Source organism: Natrinema altunense, from assembly GCF_000731985.1.
Lineage (GTDB): Archaea > Halobacteriota > Halobacteria > Halobacteriales > Natrialbaceae > Natrinema > Natrinema altunense.
Genome location: NZ_JNCS01000004.1, coordinates 114,749 through 136,544 on the forward strand (window position 1 = coordinate 114,749; position 21,796 = coordinate 136,544).

The window sequence follows — 21,796 nt, forward strand, 5'->3', positions numbered from 1 at the left end:
CCTAGGTGTTCCCTGTTACTACGATAGCAGGACACGCTGTTCTTCAGAACACGATCTGATGAATCGAACGCGACCACCTCGACAACGGCGACCGAGTTCCGTTCAGAACTCCTCGGTCGGCGGCGCGATCCCCTCGTCTCCGCCCTCGAGTTCGAACTCCTCGCGCACCTCCCGAATCCGGTCGCGAATATCGGCCGCCAGTTCGAACTCGAGGTTGTTCGCCGCCTCCTGCATCTGGTCCTCGAGTTCGTCGATGTAGCGGGCGGCGTCGGCCTCGTCCTCGAGTTCCCGGCCGGAGACCTCCGAGGTATCGGTCTTCGACCCGGGCAGGTTGGTCTCGCCGATCTCCTTCTCGATCGTCGTGGGCTCGAGGCCGTGTTCCTCGTTGTATTCCTGTTGGATCCGGCGGCGGCGCTGGGTTTCCTCGATGGCGGACTCCATGGCGTTCGAGGGGTCGTCGGCGTAGAGGACGACCTCGCCGTTGACGTTCCGGGCGGCCCGGCCCATCGTCTGGACCAGCGTCGTTTCGCTCCGCAAAAAGCCCTCCTGATCGGCGTCCAGAATCGCGACCAGCGACACCTCTGGAATGTCCAGCCCCTCCCGCAGGAGGTTGATCCCGACGAGTACGTCGATCTCCCCTAACCGAAGAGAACGGATGATCTCGTGGCGCTCGAGCGTGTCCGTCTCGTCGTGCATGTAGGCCACGTCGACCCCGGCCTCCTCGAGATATTCGGTGAGGTCCTCGGCCATCCGTTTGGTCAGCGTCGTCACGAGCGTGCGCTCGTCGCGATCGATCCGGTCGTCGATGCGATCCATGAGGTCGTCGACCTGACCGGTCGCGTCCGAAACCTCGATCGCCGGATCGACGAGGTGGGTTGGCCGAACGATCTGCTCGACGATCCGACCGCTTGCCTCGCGCTCGTAGTCGCCCGGCGTGGCGCTGACGTACAGCGTCTGGTCGGTTTTCTCCTCGAACTCCTCGAAGGTCAGCGGCCGGTTGTCGTACGCCGTCGGCAGCCGGAACCCGTTCTCGACCAGCGAGTCCTTGCGGGACTTGTCGCCGGCGTACTGCCCGCGGACCTGCGGCAGCGTGACGTGGGACTCGTCGACCACGGTCAGGAAGTCGTCGGGGAAGTAGTCCAACAGCGTGTACGGCGCGTCGCCGGAGTCGCGATCCGAGAGGTAGACCGAATAGTTCTCGATCCCCGAACAGTAGCCCGTCTCCTGCATCATCTCGAGGTCGAACGTCGTCCGCTCCTCGATGCGCTGGGCGGCGATCATGTCGCCTGTGCGCTCGAAGTACGAGATGCGAGACTCCAGATCGTCCCGGATCTCGTCCATCGCCTCCTCGAGTGTCGTCTCCGGAATCGAGTAGTGCTCAGCGGGGTGGATCAGGACTGCCTGCTGGTCGCCCTGTGTCTTTCCCTCGAGCGGGTCGACCTTGACCATGCGGTCGATCTCGTCGCCCCAGAGTTCGACCCGGACGGCGTAGCGGCCGTACATCGGGTAGATCTCGATAGTGTCACCCCGTACCCGAAACGTGCCCTGGGTGAAGTCGACGTCGTTGCGCTCGTAGTTCAGGTCCACCAGTTGGGCCAGCAGTTCGTCGCGGCCGATCTCCTCGCCGACCTCGAGCCGCAGCGACATGTCGATGTAGTTGCGCGGATCACCGAGACCGTAGATCGCGGAGACGGAGGCGACGACGATGACGTCCTCGCGGGTCAGCAGCGACCGCGTGGCGGAGTGGCGGAGGCGGTCGATCTCGTCGTTGATCGAGGCGTCCTTGTCGATGTAGGTGTCGCTCTGCTCGACGTAGGCCTCGGGCTGGTAGTAGTCGTAGTAGGACACGAAGTACTCGACGGCGTTGTCCGGAAACAGGGAGCGGAACTCCTCGTAGAGTTGGGCCGCAAGCGTCTTGTTGTGGGCGATAACCAGCGTCGGCTTTTGAATCTCCTCGACCACCCACGAGACGGTGTTGGTCTTACCCGACCCGGTCACCCCGAGCAGGGTCTGCTTGTCCATCCCCGACCGAAAGCCGTCGACTAGCCGTTCGATCGCCGCGGGTTGATCCCCCGCGGGCTCGAAGGGAGCGTCGACCCGGAACGGGCGATCGACATCCGGACGGTCCGGCTGGAGGGGCCCTTGCGCGTCACTCATTATCGGACTCACGGGTTCGAACCACTTTACGCGCTCGCATTGCGCGAAGTCGGGTTCGGACTCGAGAGGACGATTCGTCGACGACGACCGCTCCGAACGTGACCGTGGCGGCGCGGTCGCCTCGAGACGCGAGAGCAGCCGCCAACCGCCTCGATCGCGTCCGGACGTGGCCACTGCCCGCCCAACCGTTATGCATCGGCCCGGAGTGGCATCCGATATGACGGCGCAACTCCAACGGGCTCGCGACGACCTCGAAGAGGCGGCGAAATCGGCGGACGATGACGATGTCCGAGAGGACATCCGTGAAACGACCGACGCGTTCGCCGACTACGTGAGCGGCGAGACCACGCCCGATCACGCCATCCTCGACGAACGGCTCAATACGCTCCGACAGGCCCGCAAGCGGGCTGACGGCACCACCGAAGACAGACTCGAGGCGGCGATCGAAACGGTCGAGGACTACCGCGAACAGGTCGATCAGGCCTAAGCACCTCCCCGCGTCCATCGCGGTCGAGGGGCAACCGATACCGCGATGCGGTCGTACTGATTGGGAGGGGCGACGGCCGTCACCCGGTGTTGCTGTCGACTACTGACCGGCGACTCACTCGAGGCGCTCCAGTACCGCCGCTTTTTCGTAGGACAACGTGAGCGACCGCGAGCGGCCCCGTCCGTCGACGTCCGCGTAGTCGGCGTCGATGAGTCCGAGCTGGTCGAGTTTGTTGACGATCTCGGAGTAACGGGTGTAGCCCAGATCGGTCCGCTCGTGGAAGGCGTCGTAGACCTCGCCGGCCTGTTCGCCGTCGTGTTCGGCGATGACCTCGAGCAGCGTCCGCTCGGTGTCGGTGAGCCCGGAAAGGCTCCGCGAGAGGTTGATGTACTTGGACTTCTCGTAGGCGTCTTCGACGTCCTGGCGTTCGACGGTGCGGCTGGCCCGCATCTCCGCGTTCAGCCCGGCGCGGCGCAACAGATCGATTCCGACCCGGAGATCACCGCTCTCGGCGGTGAGTTCGGCGACGTACTCGAGCGTGTCCCGATCGATGACGCCGTCGTTGAAGCCGCGCGTGACGCGCTCGGCGAGGATGTCGACGATTTCGGGCTGGTCATAGACCGGGAAGTAGACGTCCTCCGGGCGGAAGACGCTCTGGACCCGGGAGTCGAGGTCGTCGATCACATCGAGTGCGGGGTCGGAGGAGACCACGACGACGCCGATCTTCGCGCCGGGATACTCCTCGTGGGCGCGCAGAAGCGAGTAGAGCGTGTCCGAGGCCTCGTTCTCGTAGAAGAGGTAGTTGATGTCGTCCAAGGCGACGACCAGTACCTTGTCCTCCTCGACGAGTTTCTCGGCGATCTGACCGAACAGCTTCTTGAACGAGATCCCCGAGGAAGGAGGCTCGTAGTCGAACGTCCCCTCGAACAGCCGGGAGAACACCGAGTAGCGGGTGGCGTTGACCTGACAGTTGACCCGGATCGTCCGAACCTCGCTCGTCTGGGCACCGACCTCGTCGAACAGCTTCTGGATCGCCGTCGTCTTCCCGGTTCCGGGCGGACCGCGAACCACGACGTTCAACGGCCGCGATCCCCGCACCGCCGGGCGCAGCGCGTACGTCAGACTCTGGGTCTGGCCCTCGCGGTGCTTGAACGTCTCGGGAACGTAGTCGATTTCGAAGACGTGCTCGTTTCTGAACACGGATTCGTCCCACGACAACATCCCCTCCTCGGGGTCGTCTCCCATCACTTTCACCCTGCTTCCGCAGCGTCTTAACCCTTCGGTGAACTCACAACTGCAACGTCCTGTGCCGTGTGTTGGGTTTTTACACAGCCGCAATACTTACTAATCAGTATATTCATCACGGTACCAAATGGCAGTATTGACTCCACCGGATGCGATCCCGGACTTCTTGATCGAGCACTTTGACGATCTCTCTCCGGAGACTCTGCGGGGCACCGCCGACTACGCTCGAGGCGAAGCGTACCTCCCACCCGACGAGATGCCTGATAAGATGAAGGAAGCGTTCGTGCTACAGGACGACGAGACGGTGGCGGCGATCGCGGACTACGCGGACGAACTCGCCGCGGTCTTGGAGGAGCAGGACGGCGGCGAGTCGTTGTGACACCGGCTGGTTCGACAGTGACACGAGTGACGACAGCGGGTCGCGAACGCGGACGAAGCGACGCCGGTCGGACGATGTCGGATTGAACAGGTCGAGACGCACGAGTAGCCATGCTGGGCCGACCGTCGCCGAGGAAGACGGAACATCGCACGATCGTTTCCCGCCAGCTCCCCGACACGCAGCGTCAGGGCCCTCGGCGACCGCACCGGGCGATCGAGCGACCCGCCAGTCGCTGGAGCAGGCCCCGAACACGGTCGACTATCGGCTCGAGAACCGGGTTCGCGGTGACCGCGACGTACGTCGGCATGGGGTCGTAACGGCCGGTTTCGAGGGCGTGTAGCGCCGCCGCCGTCGCCCGATGGTTCCCGTCGGCGACGAACCACGGGGTTGCGCCGCGTCTGGTCCGGACGATCAGCGGGTCGAGCCGCGTTCCGGCGGCCAGATCGTCGCGGTAGGTTCCGATCGCCTCGGCGTCGATACCCGCCGCTTCGAGCGGACCGATCCCCTCGGTGTGGACCCGCTCTGCCACGCCGAAGAGGGTGCCGTCCGTGGAGACGTCCCGCCACAGGAGGTCGTCCGGCCCGTCTGCCGGCCGGAGATCGACGAACCGATCCCGATCGAGGACGAGTCGGTACCACCGGATCGGTTGCTCGCGCCAGAGGAACGCGGCCGCCCCTGGCTTCGCCGAGAGGAGCGCGTCGAGCAGCGCCGTCGCGTCCGTCGGCACTGTCCCCGAATCGACGGCACCTGCGTCGCGTTGGATCTCCCGGGCGAGCCAGTCCCGAAGCACGCGCTCCTCGGAGACCCGGACGGGCGGTCGGCGTTCCGGTGGCGGCGACTCCGGGGTGGGAATGTCGCTCGAGGCGTCTGTACGAGACACGAGCCGATCCGGAGACCGCTACGATGATGAACGGTATATAGCTGGGGCTGGGACCGATCGCGCTCCCGAACGGACACGGCGAGGACGGGGAGTCGGCTAGCGGCGCAACCGAACCGAGTCACGCACTGATCGCACACTCGTCGTGCGAGCGGGTGTGCAGTGATTACAGTCGCTACGAGAGCGCCCACACATTATGTCGATGGACATGGTACGGGGGGGAGTGACCGTGACTGAAACGCAGGTAACGTTGATCCAGATCGACAACTACGGGCCGTGGACGGTGTCGCCAACGCCGAGACGGGAGCCGGACCTGCAGACGCTCCAGTCCCGGCTGTACGCGGACCTCTCACAACTCGTCGCCCATGACGGCGGCTACGTGTTTTCCACGCGATTCGACAACATGATCGCCGTCACCAACGGGATCGACCTGTCGGGTCACCGACGTATTCAGGCCGCCGTCCGCAACCGCTATCCCGTGACGGTGAGCCTCGGTGTCGCCACGGGGTCCTCGCCGCGGGAGGCGGTCGGCGAGGCGACGGCGACGCTCCAGGCGGCCGGGAGTGCCCAGGACAGCGACCGGACCGAAATCCTGCGCGGCGAGCCGCTGTGCGAGGACGGGACGGTCCAGATCGCCCACTTCGACGTCAACGACGCGACGGGCCAGTACACCGACGAACTCAACGCGTTCGACGTGTTCCGACACATCGACCGCGGGTATTCGGCGCTGCTCGAGTATATGTACGACGCCCACGACTCGCTGTCGTTTTTCATCGGCGGTGACAACGTCATCTCGGTAACCCCCGGCCTCGACCGGGCGGCGTTCGCCGAGACGATCGAGCACGTCGAGGAGGCGGCGGGGATCGAACTCAAAGTCGGCGTCGGCCGCGATCTCACGGCCGGCGACGCCGGAATGGCGGCCAAGGAGGCGCTCGAGCGCTGCCGGAACCGAGGGACGCGCGTCGAAATCGGTACCGGTGAGAGCGCGGGGAGGGCGTAATCCGATGTCGGCCCAGTCGGTGTACTTCACGGGTCCTCGCGAGGTCGACGTTCGGGAAACGGCGGTCCCCGACCCCGGCCCGAACGAACTCGAGGTGACGGCGACGGTATCGGCCATCAGCTCCGGGACGGAGCTGTTACTCTACCGCGGCGAAATGAACCCGGAGATCGCCGCGGACGAGACGCTCGAGGCGCTGTCGGGATCGTTCTCCTACCCGTTTCCGTACGGCTACGCGGTCGTCGGGACGGTGACCGCCGTCGGCGCGGACGTGGACCCAGCGTGGCGCGGCGAGACGGTGCTCGCCTTCCATCCCCACGCCAGCGAGTTCGTCGTCGGAGTCGACGAGGTAAGCGTCGTGCCGGCCGACGTGTCGCCCGCGGCGGCGGCGTTTCTCCCGAACATCGAGACGGCGGTCAACCTGGTTCTCGACGGCGGGCCGCGCATCGGCGAGCGGGCGGTCGTGTTCGGCCAGGGCGTCGTGGGACTGTTGACGACGGCACTGCTGGCCGAAACGCCGCTCTCGTCGCTCGTGACCGTGGACTGCTACGAGGAGCGACGGCGGCTCTCGGCGGCGTTCGGGGCGGACCGGAGTCTCGAGCCCGACGGACCGGACCCGATCGCGGCGCTCCACGAACGGCCGACAGCGCCCGACCGACCGGGGTCGCCGTCCGGACGGACCGAACAGGGGCAGTCCCCGCGTCGGGCGGACCTGACTTACGAACTTTCGGGCGATCCCGCGGCACTCGACGCCGCCGTCGATGCGACCGGGTACGGAGGCCGCGTCGTCGTCGGGTCGTGGTACGGGACCAAGACGGCCGAACTCTCGCTCGACGGGCGGTTCCACCGGAGCCGAATCCGGCTGATCAGCAGCCAGGTAAGCACCATCGCCCCGGAACGGCGCGGGCGCTGGACCGTGGCGCGCCGGCTGGCGACCGCGTGGCGACGTCTCGAGGGCCTCGAGACCGACCGACTGGTCACCCACCGCGTCCCGATCGCGGACGCCCCGAAGGCCTACGAACTGCTGGACGAGCGTCCGGACGAGACCGTGCAGGTGTTGTTGACCTACTGATCCTCGCGATCCGCTCGGCTGTGCGCCGTCGGATCGGGCCGGGTCGTGATCGCCTCGTGCCACCCCAGGTTTTAGTTGCCATACGTGGTCCGACGGCGTATGTATACGGTGACAGTCACCCGCGATTTCGTCGCCCAACACTGGCTCACGGTCCCCGACCCTGGTCCCGAGGGAGCCCTCCACTCCCATCACCTGACGGTGGAAGTCGAGGTCGAGGGCGAACGACTCGGTGAGTACGGCTACCTCGTCGATATCGACGACCTCAAAACGGTCGTCGACACGCTGGTCGACCGCTACCGGGACGCGACGCTCAACGACCTCCCGGAGTTCGAGGGACGCAATCCAAGCGTGGAGCACTTCTCGCGGTGCTTCGCCGAGCGGGTCGCCGACGGGATCGAGACCGACCGCCTCGACGCCGTCGCGGTGACGACGTGGGAAGAGGACGCGGCGGCCGCCTCCTACGCCGCGAGCGTCTGATTCGATGCGGCTGGGAGTGATCGTCTACGACGGCCTCGAGGAAACGTCCGGCGGCTATCGCTACGATCGACGGCTCGTGGCGGGGCTTCGCGACCGGGGCCACGAGGTCACGGTCGTCACGATCCCGAGACAGCGCTACGGGATGAATCTGGTCGATAACGTCTCCAAAGAAGTCGCCACCGAACTGGCTGCTCTCGAGGTCGACGTGCTATTACAAGACGAGCTCTGTCATCCGTCGCTCATCAGGCACAACCGCCGGCACGACGATGCCACGCCGATCGTCTCGGTCGTCCACCACCTCCGATGTCGGGAGCCCCGGGCAGCGTGGCGAAACGCGTTCTACAGGGCGATCGAGCGGCGCTATCTCGAGACCGTCGACGCGTTCGTGTACAACAGCGAGACCACCCGGGAAACAGTCGAGGCGCTCGTCGGGCCGACGCGGGGCGTCGTCGCGTACCCTGGCGGAGACCACGTCGAGCCGGATATCACGCGGGCGAAAATCCGGACGCGCGCTCACGACTCCGGCCCGTTGCGACTCGTCTTCGTGGGGACGCTCGTCGAACGGAAGGGGCTCCACACGCTGCTCCGGGGACTGGCCGCTCGCCCGGCCGACGAGTGGACCCTGACGGTCGTCGGCGACCCGGCGGCCGATCCGGAGTACGCCCGGCGCATCGGCCGGCTGATCGACGCGCTGGGCGTCGCGGAGTCGGTGACGATCGCGGGCCGGCAGTCCGACGCGGCGCTGGCGTCGACGCTGCGTGAGAGCCATGTCCTCGCCGTCCCCTCCGGCTACGAGGGGTTCGGCATCGTCTACCTCGAGGGGATGGGGTTCGGGCTGCCGGCCGTCGCCGCAGCCGCCGGCGGCGCGAGCGAGGTCGTGACGGACGGGAAGACGGGGACACTGGTTCCACCGGGCGAACCGCGGGCCGTGGCGGCGGCAGTCGGGTCGCTCGCGACGGATCGCGAGCGCCTCGCCGAGATGGGAGGTGCCGCACGGGACGCCTACGAAGCTCATCCGACCTGGGACGACACCGTCGACCGCATCGCATCGTTTACGACACGACTCCACGACGGCGCGAGGGTGGCCCCATGACGCCCGAGGTTACGCCGCCGCGAATCGAGGGGGGTGAGGCGTGACCGAGCCTGACCGCTACTCGTTTCGGCGCTACCTCGATGCCAAGCGAACCGTCGACCGTCGCGCACGGAATCGGCGCGTCGCGGCGGCGTTTCGCCGTTCACTCGCGGCGGTCGACGAGCCCGTCGCACTCTGCGAGATCGGTGCCGGGACGGGGACGATGATCGAAACGGTCCTCGAGTGGACGCCCGACACCGAAGTCCGGTATACGGCCATCGACGCCGACCCGGCCCTCGTCGACGCCGCGACGGACCGCATCGCCGACCGCGCGGCGGATCGGAACCGTGATTCCGACCGCTCGGGCGAGCCGGTACGCATCGACCGCGACGGAGCGGCGTTCGAGGTCGAGTTCCGTGCGGAAGACGCGCTCGCCCACCTCGCGGCTCACGCGGAATCCTACGATGTCGTCGTCGCCCAGGCCTTCCTCGATCTGACGGACGTACGGGCGGCGCTGGAAACGGTCGCCGACGGGCTTTGCCCGGGCGGGGTCGCCTACTTCCCGATCACGTTCGATGGCGTGACGGCGCTGTTGCCGCCGGTCGACGACGATCTCGAAGATCGCATCGAACGGCGGTTTCACCGCCGGATGGACACGACCGAGAAGGCCGGCGGCGAGACCGGTGACAGCACCGCCGGCCGCCATCTCCTCACGGCGGTTCCGGCGACCGGCGGCCGGATCGTCGCGGCCGGCGGCTCCGATTGGGTGGTCCGGCCGACCGACGGCGGCTACGAGGGGGACGAGGCGTACTTCCTCCATCACATCGTCGACACCATCGAATCCGCGCTCGTGGCCGACGGGGCAATAGCCGCCGATCGAGTGGGCGCGTGGGCAGCGGCCCGCCATGACCAGATCGACGCGGGAGCCCTCGTCTATCTCGCTCACCAGCTGGACGTCCTCGCGCAGTGGCCGGGGTCAGCGTAGCGAGCGATCCGCGCCAGCGGCACCCCGGGTTTGGTTATACGGCGTTCGGCCTCGTAGCCAGCGCCATGCACTGGACCCGGCGACGCGATCTCGAGGGCGGCAAGGAACTGGGCATCTGGCTCCTCGTCGACGACGGCACGGTCGAAAAGGAACTGTACGTCGAGAGCCACGAGTACCGCGGTGGCGGGTTCGACGTCTACACCGCCATTCCGGATGGGGAGTGGACGCACGAAGGCGAGTTCGAGGACGCCGCGGCCGCCGTCGAGCGGGCGCTCGACGTGATCGACGAGAGCCCCCATCCGTCGGCGACCCCGTAGTCTGCCGGGAACGAGACGCGACCGCTATTCGAACTTCTCGAGCAGGGCTCCGTAGAACGCGCTGTCGTGTTCGCCAGCCAGTTTCTCGACGATCAACTCCGGCGTCGACCGCGCGAGGTGGTCTTTGACCGGTGAGCGGTTCACCTCGAGTTCCCCATCGACGAGTCCGACGGCTTCGATCCCGTCGACGGTCACGTCGAAGTCGGCCATCTCGCGGATCTCGTCGGCCAGATGCGAGACGAACACCGCCGTCGCCCCGTTCTCGGAGAGCGCTTCGAGGATGCCCGCGATGATCCTCGCCGACGCGCCGGGTTCGGTGATGCTCTCGAGTTCGTCGACCAGAACGAGCGAGCCCTCGCCGCCCTGCGCGAGGTCGGCGAACTCCCGGACGGTCGACTCGAACGCCCCGGCGTCGAGCGTCCCCTGGGTTTTCGCGTGGTAGTGCAGATCGTCGAACCGACGCAGTCGAACGCGCTCGGCGGGGACGGGCAGCCCCATGTGTGCCAGTACGACCACGCTCGCGACCAGATCCAGCGTGGACGTCTTTCCGCCGCTGTTGACCCCCGAGAGCAGGGCGACTCCCGACACCTCATAGTCGACGGGATCGATTCGCTCGAGCGGTTCGTCGAGCACGGGCGAGCGACCGCCCTCGATCGCGAAGCCGACATCCGCGGCGGTCCCGTCTTCGACATCGGACGGCTCGACGACCGTCGGCATCGTACACGCGAAGTCGTCGGCGAAGCGTGCGATCGCGAGTTCGACGTCCAGTTCGAGGGCGTCACGGACGAGTCGACGAGCCCCCTCGCGCCGGTCGGCGAGGTCCGCCGCGAGGTCGCGTTTGAGCCTGCCGGCGCGCCGTTCCTTGGCCGCCGTCAACTCCTCGCGCAGTCGGCCGATCACGTCCTCGTCGCGCTCGACCGGAAACGTCGGCTCGTCGCTGAACGCGCGGCGGGCGATCTCGCTTTCCCCCTGGTCGAGATCGAGCGCGTCGACGAGGTGGTCGCGGGCCGCCGCGACCGCGCGGGCGTACTCGTCGGCGAGTTCGCGTGACAGCAGCGAGTCGACGCCGGCCCCGCGCTCGACCAGCGACAGCAGGTCCGACCCCTCGATCGTCACGTCCTGCTCGCGGATCGCCTCCCGAAGGTGATCGTTGGCGACGCTCTCGGCCGCACTCGCCGTCGCGTCGAGGTCGTCGATCGCCGTCGTCAGCCGGTCGAGTTCGTCGTCGCCCGCGACCGTCCCGTCTTCCGTCAGCCGGGAGAGGCCGTCCTCGAGCGCTGCGAGATCGCAGGCCGCCTCGAGATCGGCGGCCCGGTGGACCGCGATGGCGGCCTGCAGTCGGTCGCGATTGCGCGCGAAGAAGGCGAGCGGCCGCTCGGGGACCACCTCGGCCGGGGTCTCGAGGGCGTCGGGTCGGACCTGCACGTCCCCATCCAGGGTGACGCCGGCGAAGGACTCGTCGAGGGCGATCACCGTCGAGTACCCCCGCGCGAGTTCGGCCAGCCCCTGCGCGTCCTCGACGATCTCGACGGAGAGTTCCGGAATCGCCTCGCGGGCCTCGCTGTAGCGCTCGGCGTCGGTCGTCGCCAGACACCGCTCGCGAACCCGCACGTCGCCCGGTTCCCGAAGCGGCGCCACCCCCTCGAGCGCCGCGAGCACGTCGGGGTCGGGATCGCGCTCGAGGGCCTCGCAGGCGAACGCCTGCACTTCCGCGATGCGTGACCGGCAGGGACTCGGATAGATCGTCGCGAGTCGCTGGGCGGCGTAGTCAGTGACCGTCCGCGCCTCGAGCAACGAGCGGACCGTTCGGTAGACCTCGCGGGCGCGGTCGGTCGCGAGGAAGCCGCCGGGATCGTCGTGCTCGAGCCGGATCGCGCCGCGGGCGATCCGGGCGGCCCGGCCCTGGGAAATCCCCGGCGCGGTCGCGATCGTCGCCACGTCGCCCGTCCGCAGCGCGCGCTCGGGATCGTCGAGTTCGGACAGCGCTCGGGCCGTCTTCTCGCCGACGCCCGGAATCGACTCGAGGTCCATGGTCTCGAGGTGCGTATCAAACCGGAGCGAGAAAAACCTCCCGCCCGGGCGTTTCGTGACAGTCATGCTATCTCGGCACATAGTGACATCCTCCCCGCCGTAAACGGCGGGGCTTCCCACAGCAGTGGGAATCCGTTAGGCAGGTTTCAGTCCGAGTAGGCCGCGAGCGTCATCTGCGAGGACTTCTCGCTCGTCTCGCGGTGGACTGTGGCGCTGTCACAGGCGCTCCCGTCCTGTGGCGAGTCATCGCGTCCGGGTTCCCAACGGACACTCTCTCCCCACGGGTTAGCGCGACGGGCGATGTTCGCCGCCGCGTTAATATCTGCTTGGAACTTCGATACGTGGCAGTCGTCGTGCGGACACACAAATTCGGCTTGCTGACTCCGCCGACCAAGCCGACCGCAGGCGTGGCAGGTCTGCGAGGTGTACGCCGCGTTGACGTACTCGACGCGAATCCCTGCCTCGGTCGCTTTGTCTTCGATTCGACCCTGTAGCCGAGCGAACGCCCATGCGTGGAGTCGCCGGTTCATGAACTTGCCGTAGTCCAACCGTTCACGGATGTACGACAGGTCTTCAAGAACGATAACGGGGTTCTCGAAGGAACGGGCGTACTCGACGGCCTGCCGGGACGCTTTCTCAACAATATCGGTGAGGGCGTTTTGGTAGTGGTCGAATCGTTCGTCCACACGCCACTCGGCGGCGTCCCGCTGTTGGAGACGGCGAAGTGTGGTGAACATCTCTTTGCGGAGGTGTCGCGCTTGACTGCCGCTGACGAGCATCGGCTTCCGTGGTGCGTCGCGTTTGAGGGCACAGCCCGTTATCAACGCGCTCTCGCCTACGTCGAAGCCGATGTACGTCGGGTTGTCCGGTTCGGTCGTTTCTTCAACCGAGTATTCGACGGTGACGTGCAACTCCCACGACGTGCGGTGTCGCTGTAGCCGTAGTTCGCCCGCCTTCGCGTCTTCGGAGAGCAGGTCGAACCACAGGGACTCCTGCTCGGGGTTAATCCGAAGTGGAATCCAAAAGTTCGTCCCGCGTCCGGGTTGCGGGGCCTGCCACACGAAGCCGTGTTCGCGCTCGTCGGAGTAGTCGAACTTTGCGGCCCGGTTGACGAGCCGAAGCGGATGCTCGTCGTCCAACTCCTCGGCGTTGTACGTCGAACGGAGTTTCGGGACGTAGGATTTGAGCGCGTCTTTGGCTTGGTACGGCAGGTCGTAGGATGTCACAACGTCGTTGACGGCAGACATTGTATCCGCCCTGTTGTCGAAGGCGTCGTGGAGTGCGGTTCGGTAGGTGTCCAAGAGTCGCTGTAGGCGTTGCTCTTTGCCCGTGGTGGGCGTTGCGAGCGTGGCCTGTAGCGTCTTCGTCACCGTCTCGGACACAATGCTACAATAGTGTTAGTCACACTTAACACCGTCGGTCACAAACCATGAGACGTGAAGAACATCAACATCGAGGTAGACGAGGAACAGTACGAGTCGCTGAAAGACACGAAGAAGCGTCACGGCCTGACGTGGCGCGGGATGCTACTCCACGCACAACGGGAATTGGATTCCGGCCCTGCCACCGAGTAGCGGTTGGTCAGCACCATGTCGCATTCCCTCCCGCCCTAAAGGGCGGGATTCCCTACTTGAATTAAGATGGCCGGAGTCGACCGCCACAGTGGTCAGCGCTGTCGGCGGTCATCGAGGTGACCCGCATAGGGCGGGAGCGTGTTCGGCGAGCAACACGCGCTGACGGCGTTGTCGCACTTTTATACGGCCCCACGTCGCCCATTCGAGCATGCAGCCGAAACGACAGTCCCGTCCGGTGAACGCGACCCGGTGGCGTCGAGCGCGACCCGTCCGCGACTCGAGGCGGCGATCGCAGGAGCGAACGCATGGAGTATGAGCGATCCGACGTCGCCGTCGACCGCCTCGAGCTACTGCGGACCTACGGCTACGGGCTCTGTATGGGTGCCGCGGACGCCCTCCCGGGCGTTTCTGGCGGGACCGTCGCGCTCCTGCTGGGCTTCTACGGCCGGCTGATCGCCGCGGTCACCGCGCTCACGCCCCGTCGAGCGATCGCCGTGCTCCGTGGCTACCGCCGCGAGCGTCGGCCTCGAGCGCGGGAAGCGCTCCTCGAGATGGACCTGCAGTTTCTGGTACCGCTGGGTATCGGCGTGATCACCTCGGTCGTCCTCATCGCCGAGGTCGTCTCGTCGCTCGCGGAATCGAACCCGATCGCGATGTTCGGCTTCTTCACCGGGTTGATCGCCGCCTCGGCGATCACGCTCGGCCGGAGCCTCGCGTTCGACTCGCCGGCCCGTATCGGTGCCGCGATCGTGGGGACGACGCTCGCATTGTCGGTCGCCGCCGATGTCGTCCACCTCCCCGGCAGCGGACCCGTCGTCATCGTTATCGCCGGCGCGATCGCGGTCAGCGCGATGATCCTGCCCGGGGTGTCCGGCTCGCTGCTCTTGATCCTGTTTGGCCAGTACGTCTTCCTCTCGAGCGAACTGAGCGCGTTCGTCCACGCGATCAGCGACCTACTCAGTGGCGGCTCGGTCGCGGCCGTGATCGATCCGGGAACGACCGTCGCCCTGTTCGTGGTCGGCGGCGCCGTCGGCCTCGTGACGATCGCCCGCGTCGTCCGCACCGCGCTGGCCCGCAACCGCGGGCTGACCCTCGTCTTTCTGGTGAGTCTCATCGCCGGCTCGATCCCCGCTCCCCTGCACAACATCGGCGACATGCACGCCTGGACGACGGAGACGATCGCGCTGACGGCCGCGTGGGCCGCACTCGGCGCGATCGCCCTGTTCGCCCTCGAGCACCTGGTCGGCGGGTTCGAACCGGAATAAGCGGATCGCGCCCGGGCGTGCCAGCGAGGTCCGGTATCAGTCGCCGACCGCGTCCGATTCGACGTGTTCGTTCGCGAGGCCGTCGATCAACTCCTCGAGTCGGCGCTCGCTCCGATCGAGCCGTTCGTGGCGGCCGCGACCGTCCTGACCGTGCTCTGGCAGTGGTATCTGCTCACCGGCGGGCTCGAACGAGCGGCGGACCTCTCTCGAGCAGCCGCCGCGACGGCCGTCGGCGTGCCGCTTGGCGTCTGGCTCCTGTTGGCACTCGTCTGAAGCGTCGCAATGGCAACCACCGTGGGCCGTCTTCGACGACGCCGACGAACTGAGCAGGGCAGACGGTTAGTTGCCGGTGTCGTACTCGTACTCCCGATCGGGGTTCTCGACGCCCTCGGTGCGGGACCCGACCCAGGCACCGAGCGAGAGCCCGTACACGAGGTGGCCGGCGTGAAACAACGCGAGTTCGTCGGCCTCGAGGCGGATATCGAGCAGTGCGTGCAGCATGACCTGGACGCCGAACGCGGACAGGACCATCCCGTAGATAGAGCCCCAGACGAGCCCGCGTCCTTCGGGTTCGATGGATCGGCCGGCGGTATACAGGGAGAACAGGCCGCCGAAGATCGCGCCCGAGCCGACGCCGTAGAGCAGATGGAGGGCGAGGCCGGCGATCGGGTGATCGTCCGGCTCGCCATCGGCGACGTACTGCGACCAGAAGTTCGCCGACGGCGGCAGCGATCGGAGGAGCGGGAGACGGAACGCAGTCATCATCAGCGTCGCGACGAACCCACCCTGAACCCCGCGGGCCACCGCGTCGGTGAGGTGTTCCTCGCGGGAGTGGTCGTCGACGTCGCTGGTGTGTCCCTCCGTGTCGGTGATCGAACGCAGTCGCCGCAATCGATCTGAGACAGCCATAGTGGTCCGGATAGCAACCCTACTACGGACGCCGTCTTAACCGTCCGGCACGCTGTTTACTGGTAGGTCCGTCATGGCCGTGAACGGATCGCCGGAGACGGGTGGGGCTGGAACGGTCGGAACAGCCGTCGACGGCTCGAGCGAGCGCTGGAACGCGAGTTCGTCGAGACGGTCCGGGCGGAACTCGCGGACCTCGGCTTCGACCACGTCACGCTCGATCTCCACGGCTACCGGACCGGGAGCGTCAGTCCCGAAGCCAACGACGAGTCCGCCGTCGGGGCGGGGTCCGCTGGCGGTGATTAGAAAGGGAACGCTCGAAACGAAACGCTCCGCTCCCCCGTCAGCATCACCACGCGCGACTGCCGAGTCAGTCGTCGGCCCGCGCTCCCGTCGGTCGCTCGCGTCAGACTGGGGACCGGCCTGCCCTCCCCCGGGTCACGGGGCTCTCGCGCCTGCTCGAGCCCCGCTCCCGGCCGATGCAGCCGTCCGTGCCGATCGCTCACGATAACAGCGGCAGCGGGTTCTCGAGTGACGAGCGCGGACGACCGACGGCGACTGTCCTCTCCTGTGATGGCGGAGCTGTCGGCGAAACGGACCGTCGGAGTGCGTACGGATTCACCGATCGGTCGGATGAGAGCCGCGAATAGAAACGCGCATCCAAAATATAACCGCGTTTCGCACGGAGAACTCACCATTGGTGAAATGTATGGACTTTCGTTCGATAATATTGCTCGTTGCGATACGAACGTAGCGCTGGGGTCGGTATCAGTAATCGATGGAAACCGACGTACCGTCCGAGTGGACAACCGAAGTGTGCCGGACGTACACCCCGGCCGACACGGATCGGGAACTGCAGTATCGGACGTATCTCCACGAGTCAGGGGATCTGCGGCTGAAGGTCGCGCCCGCCTCGCTCGACGGCGAGGATCATCCCGGCTACGCGCTGACGGCGACGAGCTACCCGGGACTCGATCTCTCCGAGACGGTCCGGGTTCGAACCGTCCTGATGTTCGAGCGGTGTACCCGGATCGCCGGCGATTTCATGGAACTGTTCTCGGCCAGCTACGACGGCCCCGGTTCGCTCGAGGACGCGCTTGAGTACGCTTACGAGCGAACCCGCGAGCATCGGTGACCGACGGCTCGAGCGCGCTCGCGAGTCACTGCCGCGTCCCCGAGACACCGACTCGAAGGCGTCTCACTCGATTTCGAGCGTGTCGCTACCGCCGTCCGCCCCGTCGGTCTCGTCCCACTCGAGTTCGAACTCGATGCTCAACTCGCCCGGGCCGTCGTCCGGACCCTCGCGTTCGGCTTTGACCTCGAAGGTGGGCCTGGCGGGCGGCTCGAGCGTCACGGAGTCGGCCCCCGCTGTGAGCGTGATCGACTCGCCGTCCGCCAGGTTGTCCGCGACGCGACGGAGCAGCGACGCGATCTCCGCTCGACTCCGGTCGGTTTCCGATTTGAAGAGTACTTCTTCGGGCATAGGAGACAGTACGATCCGTGAACTGATAAAGACACGCTCGGGAAATCGGCGAGTTGCTCGAGGCGCGGCGTCGGCGGCGTCTCAGTCGTCCGAGGGGGCCGCGGAGTCGTCGGCCGCCGGGGCCGCGGCGGAGTCACCCTCGGCGAAGGGGTACCACGACTGCTTGGCGTCGGCCATGTAGGGCGCTTCGAAGTCCGTCTCCTCGGGCGTACAGAACTCGACGAGTTGCTCCTCGGCGGTGGCATCGACCCACTCACGGAACGACTGTCCGTCCGCACGGTGGGCCGCGTAGGCCTCGAGCAGGGTCCGGATCGCGCCGGGCGCTTCGTCGGCGGGGACGCGCTGTTGCACCCAGTCGATGAACGAGGGGTCCTCGCCGACGCCGCCGCCGACGCCGATGTCGAAGGCCTCGACCATCTCGCCGTTCTTGCGGGCGCGCATCCCCTGCAGGCCGATATCGGCGGTCATCGCCTGCCCGCAGTCCGCGGTACAGCCGGAGTAGTGCATCTTGATCGTGCCGACGTCGTCGGGCAACTCGACGTTCTCGTTGAACCAGCGCAGCATGCGGGCCATCCGCGCTTTCGTCTCGGTCAACGCGATCGAACAGAACTCGGTACCCGTACAGGCCATCGCGCCGCGCTCGAAGGGACTGGGTTCGGCGGGGTAGGTCTCGAGCAGCGGCTCCGCGAGCAGTCCCTCGAGATCGGCGTCCGCGACATCGACGATGACGGGGTTCTGACGCCGGGTGAGCCGGACCTCGCCGGATCCGTACTCGTCGGCGAGCGCGGCCAGTTCGATGGCGTCCTCGGCGGGGAGGCGACCGACGGGAACGCTCAGGCCGACGTAGTTCCGCCCGTCTTTTTGGTCGCCGACGCCGACGTGGTCGTGCTGGCCCGCCTCGACGGGTTTTCCGGCGTTGTAGGTGTACTCCTCCCGGACGTCCTCGCCCGCGGTGTGCATCTCGAACTCGACATACTCCGCCTGGAGCGTCTCGCGGATCTTCGCCATGCCCCAGTCCTCGGCGAAGAACCGGGCGCGGTTCTTCGAGCGGTTCTGTCGGTCGCCGTAGTCGTGGTAGAGTTCGACGAAGCCGCGGCCGACCTCGTAGGCGTTTTCCGGACGAACGAAGACATCCAGCGGCGTCGCGGCGCGGGGCTGGCGGCCGCCGAGGCCGCCGCCGATCCGGACGTTGAACCCGCGGACGACCTCACCATCGATTTCCTTGGTCGCCGGCTCGAACCCGATGTCGTTGAGCGAATCCTGTGCACAGCCGACCGTACAGCCCGAGACGCTGATGTTGAACTTCCGGGGCATGTTCGCGAGCGCGTCGTCCGTGCGAAGCTCCTCCTCGAAGCGCTCGAGCAGGGGGCCGGCCTCGACGAACTCCTCGGCCTTGCCGTGGAGCGGACAGCCGGAGATGTTGCGCATCGTGTCGCCGCCCGCGGATCGGGAGTGAACGCCGGCCGACTCGAGTTTGTCCCAGATTCCGGGGACGTCCTCGAGTTTGAGCCAGTGCAACTGCACCGATTGGCGGGTCGTCAGGTCGATCCAGCCGTTGCCGAACTCGGGGTTCGCGACGGGGCCGTTGGCGTACTCGCGGGCGACCTCGCCGACCGTCCGGAGCTGGCCGGGCTCCAACACGCCGCTGGCGTTAGTCAGGCGCATCATGAAGTACGATTCCTGCCCGTCGCGCTGGTGGAACAGGCCCCAGAACTTGAACCGGGTGAACCACGTCTCGCGTTCGTCCTCGGGGATCGCCTCGTAGCCGCCGTTTGCCGCGAACTCGAGGATGTGCTCGCGGACGTCGTCGCCGTAACAGCCCTCCTTGAGCGCTTCTTTGTTATGCGCCATCCGGGCCCACCTCACCGACCGTACGATCGGAATCGAAACGACGTATTTGACTTCCAAACATGCCTTAATACACGTTCTAAGCCCATGTTTCTAAACTATATAATCATAATCATTTACATACATTTGTTTTTGTTGCTGATTCGGGGGCGGACGTGTCATCTCCAATGGGATATGGTCTGTATAAGGACGTACATCGCGAGTAGAACGGGCACGGAATTGGGTATCTCAAGCGCTGCCGGCGTGGTTCGTCCGCCTATGTGGCGGGTCGGTGCAGTGTTCCCGTCGGACTTAGCGGTCCCGCGCGTGAGAGCGCGTCCACCAGCGGGGTCGAACCGACAGGTGGGCAAACCGAAACCCGGCACGCAAAACATCTGCGGAGTCGATCGTCGGACACGTCCGGCGTCGAGGGACCGACGCTGATTCCGGGATCGATCACGTCATCGGCGTTCAGGCGCTCGCTTCCGTGACCGCCTTGACATCCCGTTCTCGCGGCGGCTCGAGGCGCACCGCACACTGCTTGAAATTGGGTTCGTTCGAGCGTGGGTCGACGTCGGGCAGCGTGAGATCGTTCACCTCGGAGTGGTGGATCGGCAGCCAGACGACCCCGTCGGGAATCGCCTCGTCGGCCTCGAGCCTCGCAGTGACCGACGCCCGCCGAGAGACGATGCGAGCGTACCGTTCGGTGTCACCGGTCTCGCGGTCAGTTCTGGCCTCGAGTTCAGCCGCGAAGGCCGCTGCCGTCGCCGGGCTGACCCGCGCCGTCGGCGGCCCGTCCTCGCGGGTCCGAACGCCGGTGTTGTACGCGTCCGGGCGGCGGGCGGTCGTCAGCGTGAACGGGTACGTCTCGTCCGTCGGTTCGGGAAGCGGGCGGGCCTCACCGGTCGAGAACCGCGCACGGCCCGACTGAGTGTTGAACGACCAGGTTGCGTCGACCGATTCCGGGGGGACATCGTCCGGTGCGTTCCCGTCGGCCCCGTAGTATCGGTAGCCGCCCGACGCGTCGGCATCGGGTGCCGGCCAGCGGACCGCCGTCTCGGCCTCGAGACGATCGTAACTGATCCCCGAGCAATCGGCCGGAGTGCCCGCGGTCAGCGCGGTGAACTCGTCGAAAACCGTTTCGGGGTCCGGCCGTCCGTCGAACAGTTCGGGGGCGAGGCGATCGGCGAGTTGGCCGATCAGCGTGAGATCCGACCGCACCCCGCTGGGTGTCTCCGTCGCGGCTCGCACCCGGGAGACGGTCCGCTCCATGTTGATCGTCGTCCCCTCGGACTCGCCCCACGTCGCCGCGGGCAGGACGACATCGGCGTAGTCGACCGTCTCGCTGTGGAACGCGTCCTGAACGAGGAGGAACGCGTCATCGAGCTTCTCGCGGACGTGCACGGCATCTGGCATGCCCGCGACGGGATTGGTCGCGACCGCGTAGACGGCCTCGACGTCGTCGCCGATCGCGTCGACGATGCCGACCGGGCCCGGCCCCGGCTCGTCCGGCAACCGCGAGACCGGCACGTCCCACGCCTCGGCGACCTCCCGGCGGTGGTCCGCCTCCGTGAACGGCCGGTGGCCGGGCCAGGTCCCCTTCGAAGAGCAGACACGGGTCCCCATCGAGTTGGCCTGGCCGGTCAGCGAAAACGGTCCCGAACCCGGCCGGAGGTTGCCGGTCGCGAGGCAGAGATCGATCAGCGCGCCCGCGGCCGCGGTCCCGTTGACGCTCTGGTTGATTCCCATCCCCCAGTAGAGCAGGGTCGGCACCTCGAGCGCCGCCGCGAGGCGGTCGACATCGTCCATCGAGACGCCCGCCATCTCGGCGGCGACGGCCGCGTCGAAGAGGTCCGCGCGGAGGTCGTCGAAGCCAACCGTCGCCTCGGCGATGAAGTCCTCGGCGACACCGTCCGTCTCGATCACGCGAGCGAGGACGGCGCGAGCGAGCGCGAGGTCGCCGCCGGGCTCGAGGGAGATGTGGTGATCGGCGGCCGCAGCGGTCTCGCTGTGGACGGGATCGACCACGATCAGTTCGGAGTCGTCCCGCTGAGCCGATTGCCGGATCCAGCGGAACATGACCGGATGAGCGGCCGCGGGGTTCGCACCCCAGACGACGTGGCGCTGGGCCTCGGGAATATCGTCGTAGGTCGGCGGCGGCGCGTCGCTCCCGAACGCATCGTAGTACGCTGTGACGGCCGACGCCATACACAGCGTCGTGTTGGCGTCGTAGTACCGCGTGCCGAAGCCGCCGCGGGCGAGTTTGCCCAGCGCGTAGGCGGCTTCGTTCGTCTGCTGGCCGCTACCCAGCACGGCGACGCTGTCGCCGCCGTCGGCGAGCGCAGTGCCGAGCCCGTCGGCCGCGTGCTGAAGCGCCGCTTCCCAGGTCGTCGGCACGAGTCCGCCATCCTCGCGAACGAGCGGCCGGGTCAGCCACTCGCCGTCAGGGGTGGCCGTCTCGCTGATGCCGCGCTGACACGCGAGCCCCTGATTGACCGGATGTCCGGGATCGCCGCGGACGCTCTCGAGCCCGTACCCTCGATCGGGGACCTGCTGGACGTGCCCACAGCCGACCGCACACCGCATACAGGTGGTCGGAACGAGATCGGTCACGGCGGCCACCCCGCCGTATCGGATCGAACGGG

The 21,796-nt window shown here is 66.9% G+C and carries 21 protein-coding genes and 1 pseudogene; 13 read left to right on the forward strand and 9 right to left on the reverse strand.

Features of this window, described 5'->3' with window-relative positions:
• Window positions 1-102: 102 nt before the first annotated feature.
• Window positions 103-2,157 carry an excinuclease ABC subunit UvrB gene (gene uvrB / locus ALTAJ2_RS09535; RefSeq protein WP_007109870.1) on the reverse strand — a complete coding sequence of 685 codons (2,055 nt, stop codon included), beginning with the start codon at window positions 2,155-2,157 and terminating at the stop codon, window positions 103-105.
• 217 nt (window positions 2,158-2,374) lie between these two features.
• Between uvrB and ALTAJ2_RS09540 the strand changes: the two genes are divergently transcribed.
• A complete protein-coding gene (locus ALTAJ2_RS09540) occupies window positions 2,375-2,644 on the forward strand; it encodes a DUF7553 family protein (protein ID WP_007109871.1) in 270 nt (89 codons plus the stop codon).
• A gap of 114 nt (window positions 2,645-2,758) precedes the next feature.
• Here the strand turns inward: ALTAJ2_RS09540 and ALTAJ2_RS09545 are convergent, their stop codons facing one another.
• A complete protein-coding gene (locus ALTAJ2_RS09545) occupies window positions 2,759-3,889 on the reverse strand; it encodes an ORC1-type DNA replication protein (RefSeq protein WP_007109872.1) in 1,131 nt (376 codons plus the stop codon).
• 127 nt (window positions 3,890-4,016) lie between these two features.
• On the opposite strand from ALTAJ2_RS09545, the gene ALTAJ2_RS09550 reads away from it, so the two are divergent.
• On the forward strand, window positions 4,017-4,268 hold the full coding sequence (locus ALTAJ2_RS09550; protein ID WP_007109873.1) for a hypothetical protein: 252 nt from the start codon (window positions 4,017-4,019) through the stop codon (window positions 4,266-4,268).
• A 184-nt stretch (window positions 4,269-4,452) separates the two neighbouring features.
• Here the strand turns inward: ALTAJ2_RS09550 and ALTAJ2_RS09555 are convergent, their stop codons facing one another.
• Window positions 4,453-5,148: a hypothetical protein gene (locus ALTAJ2_RS09555; protein WP_007109874.1), complete on the reverse strand. Its 696-nt coding sequence runs from the start codon at window positions 5,146-5,148 to the stop codon at window positions 4,453-4,455.
• A 226-nt stretch (window positions 5,149-5,374) separates the two neighbouring features.
• On the opposite strand from ALTAJ2_RS09555, the gene ALTAJ2_RS09560 reads away from it, so the two are divergent.
• The 6 genes from ALTAJ2_RS09560 to ALTAJ2_RS09585 all read left to right on the forward strand — a co-directional run bounded on the left by ALTAJ2_RS09560 (window position 5,375) and on the right by ALTAJ2_RS09585 (window position 10,065).
• Window positions 5,375-6,145, forward strand: coding sequence for a GTP cyclohydrolase IIa (locus ALTAJ2_RS09560; protein ID WP_049900639.1), 771 nt, complete (start codon window positions 5,375-5,377; stop codon window positions 6,143-6,145).
• Window positions 6,146-6,149: 4 nt separating this feature from the next.
• Window positions 6,150-7,214: a zinc-dependent alcohol dehydrogenase gene (locus tag ALTAJ2_RS09565; RefSeq protein WP_007109876.1), complete on the forward strand. Its 1,065-nt coding sequence runs from the start codon at window positions 6,150-6,152 to the stop codon at window positions 7,212-7,214.
• Between the two features lie 99 nt (window positions 7,215-7,313).
• Window positions 7,314-7,691, forward strand: a complete 378-nt coding sequence (locus ALTAJ2_RS09570) for a 6-pyruvoyl trahydropterin synthase family protein (RefSeq protein ID WP_007109877.1) — start codon at window positions 7,314-7,316, stop codon at window positions 7,689-7,691.
• Window positions 7,692-7,707: 16 nt separating this feature from the next.
• The gene (locus ALTAJ2_RS09575) at window positions 7,708-8,784 is read left to right on the forward strand and encodes a glycosyltransferase family 4 protein (protein ID WP_007109878.1); all 1,077 of its coding nucleotides are present in this window, start codon (window positions 7,708-7,710) and stop codon (window positions 8,782-8,784) included.
• A 40-nt stretch (window positions 8,785-8,824) separates the two neighbouring features.
• Entirely contained in the window at window positions 8,825-9,748 is a 924-nt protein-coding gene (locus ALTAJ2_RS09580; protein WP_007109879.1) for a class I SAM-dependent methyltransferase, read from the forward strand.
• A 65-nt stretch (window positions 9,749-9,813) separates the two neighbouring features.
• Window positions 9,814-10,065: a hypothetical protein gene (locus ALTAJ2_RS09585; protein WP_007109880.1), complete on the forward strand. Its 252-nt coding sequence runs from the start codon at window positions 9,814-9,816 to the stop codon at window positions 10,063-10,065.
• A 24-nt stretch (window positions 10,066-10,089) separates the two neighbouring features.
• On the opposite strand, the gene ALTAJ2_RS09590 is transcribed toward ALTAJ2_RS09585, so the two are convergent.
• Together ALTAJ2_RS09590 and ALTAJ2_RS09595 are read right to left on the reverse strand one after the other, a co-directional pair.
• Window positions 10,090-12,096, reverse strand: coding sequence for a MutS-related protein (locus ALTAJ2_RS09590; protein WP_007109881.1), 2,007 nt, complete (start codon window positions 12,094-12,096; stop codon window positions 10,090-10,092).
• A 146-nt stretch (window positions 12,097-12,242) separates the two neighbouring features.
• Window positions 12,243-13,478, reverse strand: a complete 1,236-nt coding sequence (locus ALTAJ2_RS09595; protein WP_049900615.1) for an RNA-guided endonuclease TnpB family protein — start codon at window positions 13,476-13,478, stop codon at window positions 12,243-12,245.
• A 54-nt stretch (window positions 13,479-13,532) separates the two neighbouring features.
• Between ALTAJ2_RS09595 and ALTAJ2_RS19690 the strand changes: the two genes are divergently transcribed.
• The 3 genes from ALTAJ2_RS19690 to ALTAJ2_RS09605 all read left to right on the forward strand — a co-directional run bounded on the left by ALTAJ2_RS19690 (window position 13,533) and on the right by ALTAJ2_RS09605 (window position 15,208).
• On the forward strand, window positions 13,533-13,670 hold the full coding sequence (locus ALTAJ2_RS19690) for a hypothetical protein (protein WP_007109883.1): 138 nt from the start codon (window positions 13,533-13,535) through the stop codon (window positions 13,668-13,670).
• Window positions 13,671-13,975: 305 nt separating this feature from the next.
• A complete protein-coding gene (locus ALTAJ2_RS09600) occupies window positions 13,976-14,935 on the forward strand; it encodes a DUF368 domain-containing protein (protein ID WP_007109884.1) in 960 nt (319 codons plus the stop codon).
• A gap of 63 nt (window positions 14,936-14,998) precedes the next feature.
• Entirely contained in the window at window positions 14,999-15,208 is a 210-nt protein-coding gene (locus ALTAJ2_RS09605; RefSeq protein WP_007109885.1) for a hypothetical protein, read from the forward strand.
• 66 nt (window positions 15,209-15,274) lie between these two features.
• On the opposite strand, the gene ALTAJ2_RS09610 is transcribed toward ALTAJ2_RS09605, so the two are convergent.
• Window positions 15,275-15,844 (reverse strand): hypothetical protein, encoded by a 570-nt coding sequence (locus ALTAJ2_RS09610; RefSeq protein WP_007109886.1) that lies wholly within the window; start codon window positions 15,842-15,844, stop codon window positions 15,275-15,277.
• A 135-nt stretch (window positions 15,845-15,979) separates the two neighbouring features.
• Between ALTAJ2_RS09610 and ALTAJ2_RS20065 the strand changes: the two are divergent.
• A pseudogene (locus ALTAJ2_RS20065) lies at window positions 15,980-16,147 on the forward strand (ATP-dependent sacrificial sulfur transferase LarE); the annotation flags it as partial.
• A 472-nt stretch (window positions 16,148-16,619) separates the two neighbouring features.
• Window positions 16,620-16,976: a hypothetical protein gene (locus tag ALTAJ2_RS09620; RefSeq protein WP_007109888.1), complete on the forward strand. Its 357-nt coding sequence runs from the start codon at window positions 16,620-16,622 to the stop codon at window positions 16,974-16,976.
• A gap of 63 nt (window positions 16,977-17,039) precedes the next feature.
• Here ALTAJ2_RS09620 and ALTAJ2_RS09625 read toward each other — a convergent pair whose 3' ends face one another.
• The 3 genes from ALTAJ2_RS09625 to nasA all read right to left on the reverse strand — a co-directional run bounded on the left by ALTAJ2_RS09625 (window position 17,040) and on the right by nasA (window position 21,764).
• The gene (locus tag ALTAJ2_RS09625) at window positions 17,040-17,324 is read right to left on the reverse strand and encodes an amphi-Trp domain-containing protein (protein WP_007109889.1); all 285 of its coding nucleotides are present in this window, start codon (window positions 17,322-17,324) and stop codon (window positions 17,040-17,042) included.
• Between the two features lie 81 nt (window positions 17,325-17,405).
• Entirely contained in the window at window positions 17,406-19,175 is a 1,770-nt protein-coding gene (locus ALTAJ2_RS09630; protein WP_007109890.1) for a nitrite/sulfite reductase, read from the reverse strand.
• 447 nt (window positions 19,176-19,622) lie between these two features.
• The gene (gene nasA, locus ALTAJ2_RS09635; protein ID WP_049900642.1) at window positions 19,623-21,764 is read right to left on the reverse strand and encodes an assimilatory nitrate reductase NasA; all 2,142 of its coding nucleotides are present in this window, start codon (window positions 21,762-21,764) and stop codon (window positions 19,623-19,625) included.
• Between the last annotated feature and the right edge of the window lie 32 nt (window positions 21,765-21,796).

Excerpts from the sequence above, each read along its gene's own strand:
- uvrB (WP_007109870.1), bottom strand. The coding sequence starts at position 2,157 with ATGAGTGACGCGCAAGGGCCCCTCCAGCCGGACCGTCCGGATGTCGAT.
- ALTAJ2_RS09540 (WP_007109871.1), top strand. The coding sequence starts at position 2,375 with ATGACGGCGCAACTCCAACGGGCTCGCGACGACCTCGAAGAGGCGGCG.
- ALTAJ2_RS09545 (WP_007109872.1), bottom strand. The coding sequence starts at position 3,889 with ATGGGAGACGACCCCGAGGAGGGGATGTTGTCGTGGGACGAATCCGTG.
- ALTAJ2_RS09550 (WP_007109873.1), top strand. The coding sequence starts at position 4,017 with ATGGCAGTATTGACTCCACCGGATGCGATCCCGGACTTCTTGATCGAG.
- ALTAJ2_RS09565 (WP_007109876.1), top strand. The coding sequence starts at position 6,150 with ATGTCGGCCCAGTCGGTGTACTTCACGGGTCCTCGCGAGGTCGACGTT.
- ALTAJ2_RS09570 (WP_007109877.1), top strand. The coding sequence starts at position 7,314 with ATGTATACGGTGACAGTCACCCGCGATTTCGTCGCCCAACACTGGCTC.
- ALTAJ2_RS09585 (WP_007109880.1), top strand. The coding sequence starts at position 9,814 with ATGCACTGGACCCGGCGACGCGATCTCGAGGGCGGCAAGGAACTGGGC.
- ALTAJ2_RS09590 (WP_007109881.1), bottom strand. The coding sequence starts at position 12,096 with ATGGACCTCGAGTCGATTCCGGGCGTCGGCGAGAAGACGGCCCGAGCG.
- ALTAJ2_RS09600 (WP_007109884.1), top strand. The coding sequence starts at position 13,976 with ATGGAGTATGAGCGATCCGACGTCGCCGTCGACCGCCTCGAGCTACTG.
- ALTAJ2_RS09610 (WP_007109886.1), bottom strand. The coding sequence starts at position 15,844 with ATGGCTGTCTCAGATCGATTGCGGCGACTGCGTTCGATCACCGACACG.
- ALTAJ2_RS09620 (WP_007109888.1), top strand. The coding sequence starts at position 16,620 with ATGGAAACCGACGTACCGTCCGAGTGGACAACCGAAGTGTGCCGGACG.
- ALTAJ2_RS09625 (WP_007109889.1), bottom strand. The coding sequence starts at position 17,324 with ATGCCCGAAGAAGTACTCTTCAAATCGGAAACCGACCGGAGTCGAGCG.
- ALTAJ2_RS09630 (WP_007109890.1), bottom strand. The coding sequence starts at position 19,175 with ATGGCGCATAACAAAGAAGCGCTCAAGGAGGGCTGTTACGGCGACGAC.